General features: G+C 65.0%; 14 protein-coding genes. 6 read left to right on the top strand and 8 right to left on the bottom strand.

From position 1 onward, the window contains the following. From cysD to MMB74_RS22115, 7 genes are all read right to left on the bottom strand, one after another. A partial coding sequence (gene cysD / locus MMB74_RS22085) for a sulfate adenylyltransferase subunit CysD (RefSeq protein WP_346780699.1) occupies positions 1 to 619 on the bottom strand: 619 nt, incomplete at its 3' end. 71 nt (positions 620 to 690) lie between these two features. Further along, entirely contained in the window at positions 691 to 1479 is a 789-nt protein-coding gene (locus MMB74_RS22090; RefSeq protein ID WP_277430796.1) for a sulfite exporter TauE/SafE family protein, read from the bottom strand. A 110-nt stretch (positions 1480 to 1589) separates the two neighbouring features. Next, on the bottom strand, positions 1590 to 2717 hold the full coding sequence (locus tag MMB74_RS22095; protein WP_277430797.1) for a sulfotransferase: 1128 nt from the start codon (positions 2715 to 2717) through the stop codon (positions 1590 to 1592). A gap of 20 nt (positions 2718 to 2737) precedes the next feature. Then, entirely contained in the window at positions 2738 to 3763 is a 1026-nt protein-coding gene (locus MMB74_RS22100) for a DHH family phosphoesterase (protein ID WP_277430798.1), read from the bottom strand. Further along, a complete protein-coding gene (cysC, locus tag MMB74_RS22105) occupies positions 3747 to 4451 on the bottom strand; it encodes an adenylyl-sulfate kinase (protein ID WP_277430799.1) in 705 nt (234 codons plus the stop codon). The genes MMB74_RS22100 and cysC overlap by 17 nt, the downstream gene beginning before the upstream one ends. Before the next feature lie 166 nt (positions 4452 to 4617). Next, complete coding sequence (locus MMB74_RS22110) at positions 4618 to 6291, bottom strand: methyl-accepting chemotaxis protein (protein WP_277430800.1); 1674 nt, start codon at positions 6289 to 6291, stop codon at positions 4618 to 4620. 459 nt (positions 6292 to 6750) lie between these two features. Beyond that, positions 6751 to 6918, bottom strand: coding sequence for a hypothetical protein (locus MMB74_RS22115; protein WP_277430801.1), 168 nt, complete (start codon positions 6916 to 6918; stop codon positions 6751 to 6753). Between the two features lie 677 nt (positions 6919 to 7595). Between MMB74_RS22115 and MMB74_RS22120 the strand changes: the two genes are divergently transcribed. Beyond that, positions 7596 to 7940, top strand: a complete 345-nt coding sequence (locus tag MMB74_RS22120) for a hypothetical protein (protein WP_277430802.1) — start codon at positions 7596 to 7598, stop codon at positions 7938 to 7940. A 278-nt stretch (positions 7941 to 8218) separates the two neighbouring features. Continuing rightward, positions 8219 to 8773, top strand: coding sequence for a YaeQ family protein (locus MMB74_RS22125; RefSeq protein WP_277430803.1), 555 nt, complete (start codon positions 8219 to 8221; stop codon positions 8771 to 8773). 138 nt (positions 8774 to 8911) lie between these two features. Here MMB74_RS22125 and MMB74_RS22130 read toward each other — a convergent pair whose 3' ends face one another. Next, on the bottom strand, positions 8912 to 9337 hold the full coding sequence (locus MMB74_RS22130; RefSeq protein WP_277430804.1) for a VOC family protein: 426 nt from the start codon (positions 9335 to 9337) through the stop codon (positions 8912 to 8914). Between the two features lie 447 nt (positions 9338 to 9784). Between MMB74_RS22130 and ada the strand changes: the two genes are divergently transcribed. The 4 genes from ada to MMB74_RS22150 all read left to right on the top strand — a co-directional run bounded on the left by ada (position 9785) and on the right by MMB74_RS22150 (position 14144). Continuing rightward, positions 9785 to 10882, top strand: coding sequence for a bifunctional DNA-binding transcriptional regulator/O6-methylguanine-DNA methyltransferase Ada (gene ada, locus MMB74_RS22135; RefSeq protein ID WP_277430805.1), 1098 nt, complete (start codon positions 9785 to 9787; stop codon positions 10880 to 10882). Beyond that, positions 10879 to 11811: a DNA-3-methyladenine glycosylase gene (locus MMB74_RS22140; protein WP_277430806.1), complete on the top strand. Its 933-nt coding sequence runs from the start codon at positions 10879 to 10881 to the stop codon at positions 11809 to 11811. The genes ada and MMB74_RS22140 overlap by 4 nt, the downstream gene beginning before the upstream one ends. A gap of 200 nt (positions 11812 to 12011) precedes the next feature. Then, the gene (gene gshA / locus MMB74_RS22145; protein WP_277430807.1) at positions 12012 to 13628 is read left to right on the top strand and encodes a glutamate--cysteine ligase; all 1617 of its coding nucleotides are present in this window, start codon (positions 12012 to 12014) and stop codon (positions 13626 to 13628) included. A gap of 84 nt (positions 13629 to 13712) precedes the next feature. Then, positions 13713 to 14144 carry a hypothetical protein gene (locus MMB74_RS22150; protein WP_277430808.1) on the top strand — a complete coding sequence of 144 codons (432 nt, stop codon included), beginning with the start codon at positions 13713 to 13715 and terminating at the stop codon, positions 14142 to 14144. The last annotated feature ends 11 nt before the right edge of the window (positions 14145 to 14155 follow it).

Below are 14155 nucleotides of genomic sequence, written 5' to 3' on the forward strand. Positions count from 1 at the left end.
AGTTCGAGATCGGGAACACGCGCAGGTGCTCGCCCTTGTGCAGGCGCGCGTTGTAGATGCTCCACAACTCGGGCCGCTGCGCTTTGGGGTCCCACTGGCCGAACTCGTCGCGAAACGAGAAGATGCGCTCCTTGGCGCGCGCCTTCTCTTCGTCGCGGCGCGCGCCGCCGATCATCGCCGTGAAGCCATGCGCCTCGATCGTCTCGAGCAGCGTCACCGCTTGCGCGGCATTGCGCGAGTCGGTCTCGCGGCGCAGCCGCACCGTGCCGCGCTTGATCGAATCCTCCACGTGGCCCACCACCAATTGCGCGCCGATCTGCTCGGCGCGGCGATCGCGAAAGTCGATCACCTCCGGATAGTTGTGCCCCGTGTCGATGTGCACCAGCGGAAACGGCAGCGACGTCTTGCGGTTCGCGCCCAGGCCAAACGCCTTGAGCGCCAGATGCAGCACCACCACCGAATCCTTGCCGCCCGAGAACAGCAACGCCGGCTTGCTGCATTCGGCCACGAGCTCGCGCAGGATGTGGATCGATTCGGCCTCGAGCCAGTCGAGGTGGTCCATGCGCGGATGCGCAAGCAAGCGGGCGTCGGCATCGGCAGGATCGAGAAGAAGGCACATGATGTTCTCTTCGGTTTTCATTGATGACTGGGAAAGGGGCATGGTGTTCGCGGCCGCCGATATCGACGCGGCTAACCCAGGCTCCGGTACGTGATGTAGGCTGCGGTGAGCAGCAGCAATGCCGCGGAAAAGCGCCGCAGCGCGTGACGTTTGACGGAAATCGCTTTCGCGGCGCGCCTTCCCGCGCAACCGCCCGCGATGCCGCCCGCGACCAATGCCACGGCAAGCGGCACGTCGACCTTACCGGCGAGCGCATAGTTGGCCGCCGTCATGGAGCCGAATGCGACTACCGATACGAGCGAGGAGGCCACCGCTTCGAGCATCGGCACGCGTGCGATGAAATGCAGCGCGGGCACCGACAAAAAGCCGCCGCTGATGCCGAAAAAACCGGCCACACCGCCGACGGCCATCCCCGCTCCCGCGGTGGCGAAGCCCCGGCCCGGCGTCGCGCTGGCGGGCGCCACGTGGCCGCTCGCCTGCACCGGCGAAAACATGAGCATGGAGACGACGGCGACGATCGCGGCGAGCAGCAGCATCAACGCGCCGCCGTCGACGTGCAGCGACCAGCGCGAGCCGCCAAACGCCCCGGCCATGCCGGCGGCGGCGAACACCGCCCCCGCGCGCCACCGCACGAGCCCAGCGCGTGCGTATGAAACGAGGTTGACGAGCGCCGTCGCGGCAACCGCGGCGGCGGTCGTCCCAATGGCGACGTGCGCATCGCCGACCTTCACGAAGTAGAGCAACAGCGGCACCGAAAGCGTGCCGGCGCCGCCGCCGACAAAGCCCAGCGTGAAGCCGATCGACAAGCCCGACAGGCAGGCGAGCGCGATTTGCGTCTGCAAAGTCATCGCGACCGACATGGTCAAAGTTCTCTCAGGTTGCAAGGCCCGACCGACCGGCGCCGCGCGTGCATTGCGCACGGCGTCCGATGCGGCGGCTTTCGTTGTATTGGAAGAGCGCCGACGCCCGGTCAGTCCGTGACCTCGAACTGCTCGGTCAGTTCGTCGAGCTTCGCCGGCGCGGCAGCGCCGCGTATCGCCTGCTCGGCGGCGCATCGCTCCATTCGCGCTCGCACCGACGCCAAATACTCGGCGCGATGCCGCCGCAAGGCGAAGTCGCGAAAGTTCGCGCGCTCCAGTTCGCGCCAAGCCTCGTCGCGGCCGATATCGGACGCGGCAAGCGCCGCCTCCAAAGCGCCCGCATCGACCGGCGCGTGTTCATCGGTCAAGCGCTCGTAGCCGTAGCGTTGCATGTATTCGCTCGTCAGCGTTTCGATCGTGGCGATTTCATCCATCGACAAAACCTTTTTGTACTTATCGATGTTGGCTGCGATCGGCGCGAAGCAATTGGACGACCACAGCGCGGACATGCGCGAGATCTGTCGCGCCTCCGCCGAGTGCGCGACATCGAGCATCCGCGGCAGAAATTCGATGTCGAAGAACGCGCAAATACGCTTGAGCACGGCTTCTTCGTCCGCCAGGAAATCCTCATAGCGGATCGTGAGCGTGCGCTGCGGGTATCGCGCTTGGACGCGATCGGCTGCGCGATGAGCTTCGACCCACGTCCGCGCATTGAGCCGCGTGTCGAAATCGTGAATGATGGCTTTATTCATCGAGGCGACCTGCGCGCGCGGATCGCGTACGACGTTCAGAAACAGCATGTCCGGAAAGAGCCGCATCATCTCGTCGGCGTAATGCACGCTGTCGAGCGATTTATCCATGACCACGCGCGCGCCGCTCTGCTCGCCCGCGCGCAGCAGCAACTCCCATACGACACGGTGCACGCTGCGCGGTGCGTTGCGGATCGCTTCGAACACATCCACCGGGTCGAACACGAGGCCGGGCCACTTCACCATGCTCGCCGCCTGCAGGCCGATCACGTCGCTCACGAGACGAAAATACGCGCGATCGTCGTCGAGATCGCCGTAGAGGGGGACGATCGGCATGAAGTCGACGATATGCAGCGGGTAGGGGGAATAGAAGGCAGGATTGAAGTTCAATCGAAGCCGCAGCGCATGACTGCCGCAACGCCGCAATGGGATCATCAATACCGGCCGCGGTCGGACGCCGCTTGCGGGGGAATGGGTCTCTCGGTTCATAGTCGGTCTTCCTCGGGTTCTTATTTGAAATCCACGGGACAGAGAAAGGTCGCCGCGAAATAGTTTGAAAAGGCTTCGACGAAAACGTCGATCGCGGCGTTCGGCAAAGCGTTGATGCCAGCCGCAGCGCGTCGTCCTCCGCCGCTATCGAAGCGCTCGCACAGCGTGTTCGCCGGAAGCAAATCGGGCTTGGCCGAGCGCACGCTGACGCAGCACGAGCCGTCGGCCCGTTCGTTCAGGACCGCGAACGATTGATCGCGCGCTTGTGCGGCCAGCAGATTGGCGAAGGTGCCCGAAATGCGTCGCGCCCACGGTGCGTCCGGCAAGACGTATACCGCACAGCCATCGCTGGTCCAGTAAGGCGTCAGCGCATCCGCATGGGAAAGGTCCTGCCAGTAGCCATGTTCGAGCTGCGCAAAGCATCGGGCGCTCGCCACGAATTCGAGCGGATCGGCAAACTGATGCAACTCCCGATAGAGCGTCTGCGGCGGCATGTGCAAGTCGTCGAGCGATTCGCCATATGCGTTGTAGTTGAGCAAACGACCCAGTGTGGCGAGCGCCGCGATCTCGTGTTCGGCCATGCCGCGAGCGGCCGCGAGCCTGTGAGCCGTCGCCTCGAGGTTGTCGCCGAACGCGGCGGCGATCGCCCACGGCCGATAACGGCCGCCGAGCACGCGGTCCACGATCACGCTCGTGCAGACATGCGGCGACTCGTCCCACGAGAGGGTCAACCCAGCATGCGCGAATGCGCGCTTGGCGCCGTGATGATCGTAATACGCCACGCGTGCCCCGGCATCGAGCAAGCGCGTCAAAGCATCGAGGTTCGCGTCGAGCGAAATGTCGAGCACGGTCACGTCGACGCCCGGTTCGCACGGCACGTGCCGCAGTAGCGCGATGTCTCGCTTGACGCCCGTGATGCAGATGGCATCGCGGGGCTGCGCGAGTCGCAGCTGATGCAACGCGCACAGGCCGTCGGCGTCGCCGTTGAATACGTCGTAGGCCAGCGCCGGCGTTGCCCGCGATAAGGGCTCAGCGCATTGCACCATCGTTGCGCTCCCGGTCACGCTGCAGCAAGTAGTCGAGCAATAGGGCCGCAGCGCCGCCTTCGGGCAACTTCGCCGTATCGAGCGAGCAGGCCGGCGCGAGCGGCGGCTCGTAAGGCGCGTTTACGCCCGTGAAATCCGCAAGTTCGCCGCGGCGCGCCTTGCGGTAAAGCCCTTTCGGATCGCGCGATTCGCACACTTGAAGCGGCGTGCTCACATGCACCTCGACGAACCGCGCCGCGCCCACGATCTCGCGCGCGGCGGCGCGATCCTGGCGCAGCGGCGAAACGAAGGAGGTGACGACGATGAGGCCAACGTCGTTCATCAAGCGGGCCACCTCGGCTGCACGCCGCACGTTCTCGCGGCGATCCGCTTCGGAAAAGCCGAGGTCGCGGTTCAAGCCGCAACGCAGGTTGTCGCCGTCGAGCACCGCGCAGGGGCGAGCCTCACGCCGAAGCAAGCGCTCGAGATCGAAGGCGATCGTCGACTTGCCCGCGCCGCTCAACCCTGTCAGCCAGAAGGTCACGGGGGAATGGCCGAATTGCAACTCGCGCGCATGCTCGGCCACGCTGCCCGCATGCCAGAAGATGTTGGCATCTGGGGGGCGCTCGCTCGTTTGCCCGGCGTTTGCCGATTCGGTTTCGCGGGAAGGCACATGGGAGCCGGCACGGGCCGGTCCGTTACTGTTCATGGGAGCATCCTTACTCTCGTGTCCATCGCACTGTCGTCGTCACGCGCAAGCGGCCGACGCTTGCGTGGTCATAGACGCCCTTTCGCTTCTCGATGGCTGCCCACCGATCCGACTTCGGCGCGGCGGCTGAAACCTTCGCGCCGACTATGGAATCGAAGCGCTGCGGTCAGGCCGGCTCGTATGAGAGCATGGCGCGGCGCGAGGGCGGCGCGAGCCGCTGCGAAGTGGGCTGCGCGCCCGCACGCGGCGACACGTCCGAGGGCGCACCGTGGCGCAGCTTGAACACGCTGACCGCGGTGACGAGCGTCTCGGCCTGCTCGCGCATCGATTCGGCAGCGGCCGCCGCTTCCTCGACGAGCGCCGCGTTTTGCTGCGTTACTTGGTCCATCTGCGTGAGCGCGAGATTGATTTGCTCGATGCCGGTCGCTTGCTCTTCGCTAGCGTTCATGATCTCGGTCATGATGAGCGTCACGCGCTTGACGCTATCGAGCACTTCGTTCATCGTCGTGCCGGCCTCGTCGACGAGCCGGTTGCCCTGTTCCACCTGCTCGACCGAACCGCCGATCAATGCCTTGATCTCTTTTGCCGCCGTGGCCGAGCGCTGTGCGAGCGAACGCACTTCGGAGGCAACGACGGCGAAGCCGCGTCCTTGCTCGCCGGCGCGGGCCGCCTCGACGGCCGCGTTCAACGCGAGAATGTTGGTTTGGAATGCGATGCCGTCGATCACACTGATGATCTCGACGATCTTTTGCGAGGCTTGATTGATCGAGCCCATGGTCTGCACAACCTGGGAAACGACATTGCCTGCCCGCTCGGACACCGTCGAAGCCGACGCCGCGAGTTCGTTTGCCTGGCGCGCGTGCTCCGAATTGCGTTTGACCGTGGCCGTCAGCTCTTCCATGGAAGCGGCGGTTTGCTCGAGCGAAGCGGCTTGCTCTTCGGTACGCGAAGACAGATCGAGGTTCCCGCTTGCGATTTGCCCCGCCGCCGAGGCAATCGCACCCGTGCTGACGTGGACTTGGCTCACGATGCCGACGAGGCTTTCGCGCATCGTCTTCATCGAATGCATGAGGCTCGCGTTGTCACCGCTCTTGACGACGACGTTCACCGTCAAGTCGCCCGACGCAACGCGGTCCGCGGCGTCGGCGGCAGCGGCAGGCTCGCCGCCGAGTTGCTTGAGGATGCCGCGCGTGATCGCGAACGAAGCGATCACGCTCATGACGAGCGCACACAGCGCGAGGGCCATGATGCCGAGCCGGCTCGCCGCATACGACTCCTTCGCGCTGGCGGTTAGCTCACCGTTCTGTTGATGTTCGAGCGTGCGCAGCTTGCGCACGTAGCCCCACCATTTCGCTTGAATCGGCCGCAATTCGAAGCGAAGCAAATGATAGGCGGCATCGCGTTGGCCCGACATCGCGAGTTCTCTGGCTTTTTGCATCATCGGCAAGGCAAGTTCCCCCTGCTCGCGCATCCCCGCCAGCAAGGCTTTCTCCTCCTCGCTCGTACCCCGCAGCGTAAACATGGTCGCGAGTTTGGCAGTGCTTTGAGCGTAAACCGCCGTTTCGTCGTCGAAGCGCTTCGTCTCGATTTGGATCTGGTCTTGCTGGTCCGCTTGCAGCAAGAGCAAATTGCGCAAGGCCAGTGCGCGATTGGAGATCGTTTCGTCGATTCGGTTCGCCAGGTTCGCTTCCACCGAGTTCACGTCGGTGATATTGATCATTGCCCCTTCCAACGAGGCCATGCGCATCAGCGCAAAAACGGTAACCAGGACAAGTAGGCCGGAAACCAGCGTAAAGCCGATCGCAAGGCGGGTCGCCACTTTCATGTGGGATAAGTTCATTTCGCTACCTTTGATAAAGGACGTCTCTCACCATCCATTAACTCCATCGGGGAAACCCGACGGTCACAGGGGGCGTGAACGGCACATGCGGGATAAACCTTAAGTGTTTTATCGGATGAAAACGTTTCTAATGACGAGATAGTTGGTTCGCTTCAGCGGCGGCCAACTTTTTAATATGATAATTGAAAAGGCGGAACCGAGCACCGTAACCGGCCTTGGAAACCGGGCATTTGATCGGCATCAATGTCCCCTTTTTTGGGAGCACTCGGGCAAACCGTATCGTCGTCCCCGGCGAGAGGATCGGCTTTCGGTCGGGTTTTCGATTGAAGAATGAGAATGCGGCGCGTCGAACCGGCGCCAGCGCATCGCGCGGCGTTGTGCGATTGCACGCATGCCGCCTGCAGGTTCGCGCAGTGCAGGCATGCTCCGTCATGACGAGCGCTGACCCGTACGGGCCAATCAATGACGATGCAGCAAGCTGCGCAGCGGATGGCGCCAATCGACGCGACGAGGCGCCGCGCCGCGCGTCTGTCGCAAGTGGTCCTGCCACAGTTCATCGGAGAAAAGGAACGCCACGATCAACAGCGGCAGCACGAGAAATGCGCCCAAAATCACTCGCTCGATCACGATGAGCCTCCTGCGCCGGAAAACGTGAAATCCATTCTATGCGCATGTCGCGCGCCTCGTGCAGCGGCTTGCGAGCCGGGCGTTGTCTCGCGCGCATTGGCGGGCACCGCCGGTTTTGCAGCATCGAGCTAGCGGTAACGTGGCGGCCATAACGATAGCGCAGACCGTCAACGAGCGGCGCGTGCGCCCGGCGACCCGTGCTTGGGCAATGCATTGCACACCATTGCAGTTAGCATGGCCCGGGCCGCGGCGAGCAGTGCGCACGGCATTTTCCGGGGGCCGTCGTCCCGGCATCCTTTTTGTCCCGTAACTAATCCCTTATTCCGCATTTGTCGCGCACGCTTTTTGGGATCTTTATGTGCGGTGCCGCAAATGCTTTTTGTGTTTTATTGAGCCGCTTAATTTTTTTATGCGCAACGGCGTTGCTGCGCACAGGGCCTTATCCGGTGCGCTTCTCGAGACGATGCATCCGCGCAGACTTCCGCCGAAGCCAGCTCCCGGCCAAGCCAAGGCGCATGGCGAAGGGGTGCGGCGCTGGTGCGACAATCCGTCGCTTTTGCAAACGCACACAAGATGTGCTTGTGCTTTGGCACGCATGCTCTACGCTGAAACACGCGGGTTTTGGATTGCCTTTAAATACATAGCTAACCACAGTGAAAACCCGCATGGAGGCGTATATGAAGAAACAAGCCGGCATGCTTTTGATGCTCGTTGGATTGGCCGCAGCGGCCACGGTCGCCCAAGCGCAGGACAATGTCCTGAAGCCTCAGCAGACTTTCCAATTCAGGCAAGGCGCCTACGGATGCTTATCGAAGGATAAGCTCGATTCGGCCTACCAGCACGCCCAGGCGGGCGAACAGCAGAAAATGCAGGAGTTCTTCTCCGGTTTCCAATGCTTATCGGCCCCTGAAAATGCGGACTTTCGCGTCGTGCGCGTCGTCGGGCGGGACGTGGAATTCGTCAACGCCGGCAACCAGGATACGGAAGGCCTTTGGACTCACGCGGAATTCATCAAGCAGTAGCGTAACGCTGCTGGTGCGGCACGGCTGAACCGCAGCGGCCCGCGGCGCGAGTGCGCCGTCGTGCGGCTGCGCGTTCGCGTTGCCAGCGTTCCCCGCGAGCGCGCTCGGCACGCTCGCGCTCGTGCGTCGATTTTCGATTCCGGCCCGGTCGCAACCGGGCCGTTCGTCATTGCGGCACTCGTTTTCGCTATCATGCCCGCCTGTGGTCGGTGCGCGATTGAACGCGCCCCGCACCCGATCCGCGACCGATTCGCGCAAACGAGTTCTTTCGACGCTGCATGGCCCTCAAATCGACGATCTACAAAGCCGAGCTTCAAATTGCCGACATGGATCGGCATTACTACGGCGACCACGCCTTGACTATCGCTCGTCACCCGTCCGAAACCGATGAGCGAATGATGGTCCGGCTCGCCGCCTTTGCCTTCTTCGCGAGCGAGCGGCTCGAACTGGCCAAAGGCTTGTCCGACACCGACGAGCCCGATCTGTGGGAAAAAGACCTGACGGGCGCGATTCGAACCTGGATCGAAGTGGGGCAGCCCGACGAGCGTCGACTCGCAAAGGCCAGCGGACGAGCGGAACAGGTCTATGTCATTGCCTATGGCGGCCGCACCTCGCAGCTTTGGTGGGACGGATTGCGCGGCAAGGTCGAACGGCTGCGCAACGTCGAGGTCTGGTCGCTCGCGGAAGGGGCGGGCGAGGCGCTCGCACGGTTAGCCGAAAGAACCATGCGGCTGCAGTTGACGGTGCAAGATGGCGCAGGCTGGCTCACGACCGCCAACGCCGACCCGGTCGAGCTGCAGTGGACCGTGCTCAAGGCACGCAGCGCGGCCTGAGCGATCTTGCGCTCGTTGTCGGCTTGCGCGGCGTGTTGGCCTTCGCCCGATCGTCAGCGCGAGCGAACGCAGCAGTCGCACCGGCTCACGCGCGACGAAAGAGCGCGCAGCAGCATCTCTCATCCGGCTTCGCAGCGATCAAAGCGAAGTCGCAAGCGCCGCTTCCGGCGGTCCTTTCAGCTCCACCATGTTGCCCTCTGGGTCGAACAGATAGAGCGATGGCCCGAAACCGTCGGCCCCGTAACGGCGCCCCACAGGGCCCAGCCGAGCCCCGTGGGCAGTCAAATGTGCGCTGAGCCGCTGCGCGTCGAAATGTTCGATTCGCAGGCATAGGTGGTCCATATTTCGCCCTTGACCGGGTATGCCGCTGTCACTGCGATCGATCGTCGAGCCGGGCGCAAGCAAATCGATCATCGAGCGCCCTGCGCGCAGCTGGGTCAGTCCGATTTCGGGTTGCGCTTTTTCGATCGTGCAGCCGAGCGCCTCGCAGTAAAAGCGCGCCATCGCGGCCGGGTCGGCCGCTCGAATCACGACGTGGTCGATTTCGCGAATGATCGGTTTCATCGACGTTCCCCTCACAATCGAGGCATGGGACAGATGCGGCCGGCGGCAGGCCGCGGATTCGGCCAGTGTACGGCAAGCGCGGCATCCCGCGCCGGTGCACGGACCATGGAGCGAGAGGCGCACGCTCTCGGGACCCGCTCTGGGCGGGGCTCCAGCGCGGCAAGGGCAAAAAAAAACCCGCTCACAGGGAGCGGGTGAATCCATATCAGGAGGAGACATGGAGGAGACAGTTCCAACTATACACACCTCGATGGTGCGATGCAATATCTTTTTGTTTCGGAAAATGACAAAAGATTCTATGGGGGATTTCACTGCCTCCCCCACCGGAATCACCAGAAATTGGGGATCGAACGAGGCAGGCGAATGACACCGCAATATTCGGCGCGCAGGGCTTGGCACTGACGCATACAGTGGGCATCGTCTACTTCGCCAACGTCGGGAAACATCATGGATACCGCCTACAGAACGGATCACGAGCGCTGGGATGCGGTCGTCGCGCGCGACGCGCACGCCGACGGCGCATTTTTCTACGCCGTCGCCACGACGGGCGTCTTCTGCCGGCCCTCGTGCGCCTCGCGCCTGCCGCGGCGGGAAAATGTCGCGTTTTTCGCCACGGCCGCCGAGGCCCAGGCGGCGGGCTTTCGCCCCTGCAAACGATGCCATCCCGACGGCTTGCCGCGCGACATGGCGATCGTCGAGCGCGTCTGTGCGGCGCTCGATGCCGACCCGCAAGCGCGCATGACCCTCGCGCAGCTCTCCGCGGCCGTCCACGTCAGCCCGTTTCATCTGCAGCGGCTGTTCAAACGCGTCGTCGGCGTCTCGCCGCGCGAATATCAGGCCGCCCGCCGCGGCGCCGCGCTGCGCGACGCGCTCCAGCGCGGGCAGGGCGTCACGCGCGCCGCGCTCGATGCGGGCTTCAATTCGCCGTCGCGGCTCTACGATAGCGTCCCGGGCGAATTGGGGATGGCGCCTTCCGCCTACCGGAAAAAGGGCGCGGGCCTCACGGTCTACTACGCCAGCGCCGCCACGGCGCTCGGCCACGTGCTGGTCGCGGCGACGGACAAAGGGATTTGCCGCATCGCCTTCGGCGACGACCCGGTCCAGCTCGGCCACGCGTTGCGGCACGCGTTCGCCAACGCCAAGCTCGTCGAAGGGCGCGAGCGCATCGCGCCCTTCATCGAGCAGATCGATGCCTATCTGCGCGGGCAGCGCGAAACGTTCGACCTTCCGCTCGATGTCAGCGCGACCGCCTTTCGCCAGCGCGTCTGGGATGCGCTGCGGCGCATCCCTTACGGGCAGACGCGCAGCTACACCGAAGTCGCCGCCTCACTGGGCGTGCCCAATGCGGTGCGCGCCGTAGCGAGCGCGTGCGCATCGAACGAACTCGCCCTCGCCATTCCCTGCCATCGCGTCCTGCAAAAAGGCGGGGCGCTCGCCGGCTATCGGTGGGGCATCGCGCGCAAGGCGGCCTTGCTAGAAGCCGAGGCGGCGCACTCGGGCGTCGCGCCTGCCGCCGTCACGCGCGATTTGGACGACGCAGCTTGAGCACTGCGCCGGCCGTTAGCTTCGAGCTGGCGTTCAAAGCGCCTTATGACTGGGCGCGCGTCCTACGCTTTTTCGCGAGACGCGCAACACCGGGCGTCGAGGCCGTGGAAGAGGGCACGTACCGCCGCGCCATCGCTTGGGACGGCGCGAGCGGCACGCTCGTCGTCGCACGCCATCCGCGCAGGCGCCGCCTCGTCGCGACCGTGGAAGGACCCGCCAGCCGCCACGCGCAAGCGCTTGCGCCGCACGTGGCGACCATGTTCGACGTCGATGCGGACCCCGCCGCCATCGGCGCGCATCTTGGCCGCGACCCGTGGCTCGCGCCGCTCGTCGCCGCGGCGCCGGGGCTGCGCCTGCCCGGGGCGTGGTCCGCGTTCGAGCTGGTCGTGCGCGCGATCGTCGGCCAGCAGGTCAGCGTCAAAGCCGCGACGACGCTGATCGGCCGCATCGTCGCACGCGCGGGCGAGCGCATCGACGACCATCCGCATCCGGGCACCGCTTGGCGCTTCCCGACCCCCGCCGCGCTCGCCGCTGCCGATCTCGCGCAGATCGGCATGCCCGGCAAGCGCGTGGCGGCCCTGCAGGGACTTGCACGGGCCGTGGCGAGCGGCGAAGCGCCGATCGATGCGATTCATGCGGGGCGCGTATCGGCGGCCACGCTGGCCGATGCGCGCGCGACGCTGCTCGCACTGCCCGGCATCGGTCCTTGGACCGTCGAATACATCGCGATGCGCGCCTGGCGCGACGTCGATGCCTTTCCCGCCACCGATCTCGTGCTGATGCAAGCGATCGCGGCGCGCGATCCCGCCCTCGCGCGCGCCCCGCTTCAACGCGCGCGCACCGAAGCTTGGCGCCCCTGGCGCGCCTACGCGGCGATGCATCTTTGGAACGAAATCGCCGATCGCGCCGGGGCGAACCGGGGCGGTTAGGCACAGCGGTCCTCGCCAGCCGATCAGGGCCGCGCCCGGGCGGTCCGGGAGCGCTCCAATCGCCCTTGCGGCGGTCCGAGCCCTTGCTGGGCCTGGCTTCAAGCGAGGTTCGCGGCACGGTGTTAAAGTGCCCGCTACTCAAAAATGATTGCATCGCGGCGCCGCGCGAAACTCTGAGCGCGCTCGCCCGATCGGCTTCGATGTCAGATATCCAAACGCCACTTCAGTCCGATGCATTTGCCCAGCGCCTATCGGTGTTGACGTCGCCGGCCGCGCGGGACGTGCTCGCCCGCAGCCTGCGCGGAATCGAGAAGGAAAGCTTGCGCGTCATGCGCGACGGGGCGCTCGCGATGACCGCGCATCCGCGCGCGCTAGGCTCGGCGCTGACGCACCCTTCGCTGACCACGGACTACTCCGAAGCGCTGCTCGAGCTCATCACGCCGGCCGAGGCCACTCCCGAACAAGTGATTGCGCGGCTCGACGAACTGCATCGCTACGTCTATGCGCAGCTCGACGACGAACTGCTCTGGAACGACTCGATGCCGGGCCGGTTGCCCGCCGACGACGAAATCCCGATCGCGCAATACGGCGTATCGAACATCGGCCGCCTCAAGCACGTCTATCGCCATGGGCTCGCGCTGCGCTACGGCCGCACGATGCAATGCATCGCCGGCATTCACTACAACTACTCGCTAAGCGAGGAAGCTTGGCCTCTGTTGCACGCGCAACGCCCGAGCGGCGCCGGCGCCGTCGACTATCAATCGGCGTGCTACCTCGCACTGATCCGCAATTTTCGGCGCACGAGCTGGCTGCTGATGTACTTGTTCGGCGCCTCGCCCGCGCTCGATCGCGCGTTCTTGCGCGGTCGGCCGCACTCGCTCGAAACCTTCGACGAAACGACGCTCTATCGCCCCTACGCCACGAGCCTGCGCATGAGCGATCTCGGCTACTCGAACACGACGGCCCAAGCTGCGTTGCAACCGGACTACGACTCGCTCCCCGGGTATTTGGAAGCGCTCGCGCGGGCGGTGAGCGAACCGTATCCGCCGTACGAGGCGCTCGGCACGCACCGCGACGGCCACTGGGTGCAGATCAACACGAACGTCCTGCAAATCGAGAACGAGTTCTATTCGACGATTCGCCCCAAGCGCGTGACCGATCCGGGCGAGCGCCCGCTCCATGCGCTGGCCTCGCGGGGCATCCAGTACGTGGAAGCGCGCTGCCTCGATATCGACCCGTTCGAACCGTGCGGCATCAGCGTCGAGACGGCTCGCTTTCTCGATGCGTATCTGCTCGTCTGCGCGCTCGATGAAAGCCCCGCCTTGCCGCCGCCCGCCTATGCCGAAGCCAACGCCAATTTCGGCAGCGTCACGCTGGAAGGGCGCAAGCCTGGCCTCGCGCTCATGCGCGAAGGGCGCGCGGTGTCGCTGCGCGATTGGGCCGGCGAGCTGCTGGATCGGATCGAAGCGGCCGCGCACGCACTCGATGCGGCGCGCGGCGGCAACGACTATGCCGCAGCCGTCAAGGCGCAGCGCGCGAAGGTGGCCGACCCGGACGCGACGCCTTCGGCGCGCGTGCTGCGCACGATGCGCGAGCGCGGACAGAGCTTCCTCGCGTTTGGACTTGCGCAAAGCGAAGCGCATGCCGAGCACTTTCGGGCGCGGCCGCTCGAGCGCGAAGTTGTCGCCGCATTCGACCGGCTGGCCGAGCGCTCGCTCGCCGAGCAAGCCGAGCTCGAACGGCGCGACGCCAGCGCGTCGTTCGACGATTTCGTCCACGACTATCGCAGCTACACCCTGGAACGCTTCAGCGTCTGACCTTCGAGCGGCGAACGCCGAACGAACGAGTGCGCGCGATCCGCGTCGAACCGCCAACGCCATGACGCAAAGAAGGGGGGTGGGATGAGGATCATAGGATCGGCGATCGCTTGCATACTAGCGGCCGGTTGCGCAGCAACGAACCAGGTCAAGCCGGAAACGATGCAGATGGCGACCGCACCGCTCGTGTGCCGTGCCGATCAATGCCCGCTCTGGTGGCAACGGGCGCGGCAATGGATCGTGCAGAACGCGCACTATCCCTTGCAAACAAACAGCTCGGACGTGATCCAAACCGCCGGTCCGGCCGGGGGCAGCGGCGCGCCGGCTTACCAAGTCACGCGCGCGCGCAACGCGGACGGCACCTCGACGATCGGCTTTGCCGCCCACTGCGATCGCCCGCTCGCCGGCTGCAAGCCCGACCCCTGGCAGGCGGCCGCGAGCTTCAAGCAATTCGTCAGATCGGGGACGGATGCCGGCGCGCACCCGCAACTGTCAGCCCCGCAAGATCCACAGTAGCCCGGGACGCC

This window comes from Trinickia sp. Y13 (assembly GCF_029522115.1).
Classification (GTDB): Bacteria; Pseudomonadota; Gammaproteobacteria; order Burkholderiales; family Burkholderiaceae; genus Trinickia.

What these genes read in the sequence shown, in the direction of transcription:
- MMB74_RS22100 (WP_277430798.1), bottom strand. Translation starts at nt 3,763, where the DNA reads ATGGTGCAATGCGCTGAGCCCTTATCGCGGGCAACGCCGGCGCTGGCC.
- MMB74_RS22130 (WP_277430804.1), bottom strand. Translation starts at nt 9,337, where the DNA reads ATGAAACCGATCATTCGCGAAATCGACCACGTCGTGATTCGAGCGGCC.
- MMB74_RS22090 (WP_277430796.1), bottom strand. Translation starts at nt 1,479, where the DNA reads ATGTCGGTCGCGATGACTTTGCAGACGCAAATCGCGCTCGCCTGCCTG.
- cysC (WP_277430799.1), bottom strand. Translation starts at nt 4,451, where the DNA reads ATGAACAGTAACGGACCGGCCCGTGCCGGCTCCCATGTGCCTTCCCGC.
- MMB74_RS22125 (WP_277430803.1), top strand. Translation starts at nt 8,219, where the DNA reads ATGGCCCTCAAATCGACGATCTACAAAGCCGAGCTTCAAATTGCCGAC.
- gshA (WP_277430807.1), top strand. Translation starts at nt 12,012, where the DNA reads ATGTCAGATATCCAAACGCCACTTCAGTCCGATGCATTTGCCCAGCGC.
- ada (WP_277430805.1), top strand. Translation starts at nt 9,785, where the DNA reads ATGGATACCGCCTACAGAACGGATCACGAGCGCTGGGATGCGGTCGTC.
- MMB74_RS22095 (WP_277430797.1), bottom strand. Translation starts at nt 2,717, where the DNA reads ATGAACCGAGAGACCCATTCCCCCGCAAGCGGCGTCCGACCGCGGCCG.
- MMB74_RS22150 (WP_277430808.1), top strand. Translation starts at nt 13,713, where the DNA reads ATGAGGATCATAGGATCGGCGATCGCTTGCATACTAGCGGCCGGTTGC.
- MMB74_RS22110 (WP_277430800.1), bottom strand. Translation starts at nt 6,291, where the DNA reads ATGAACTTATCCCACATGAAAGTGGCGACCCGCCTTGCGATCGGCTTT.
- MMB74_RS22120 (WP_277430802.1), top strand. Translation starts at nt 7,596, where the DNA reads ATGAAGAAACAAGCCGGCATGCTTTTGATGCTCGTTGGATTGGCCGCA.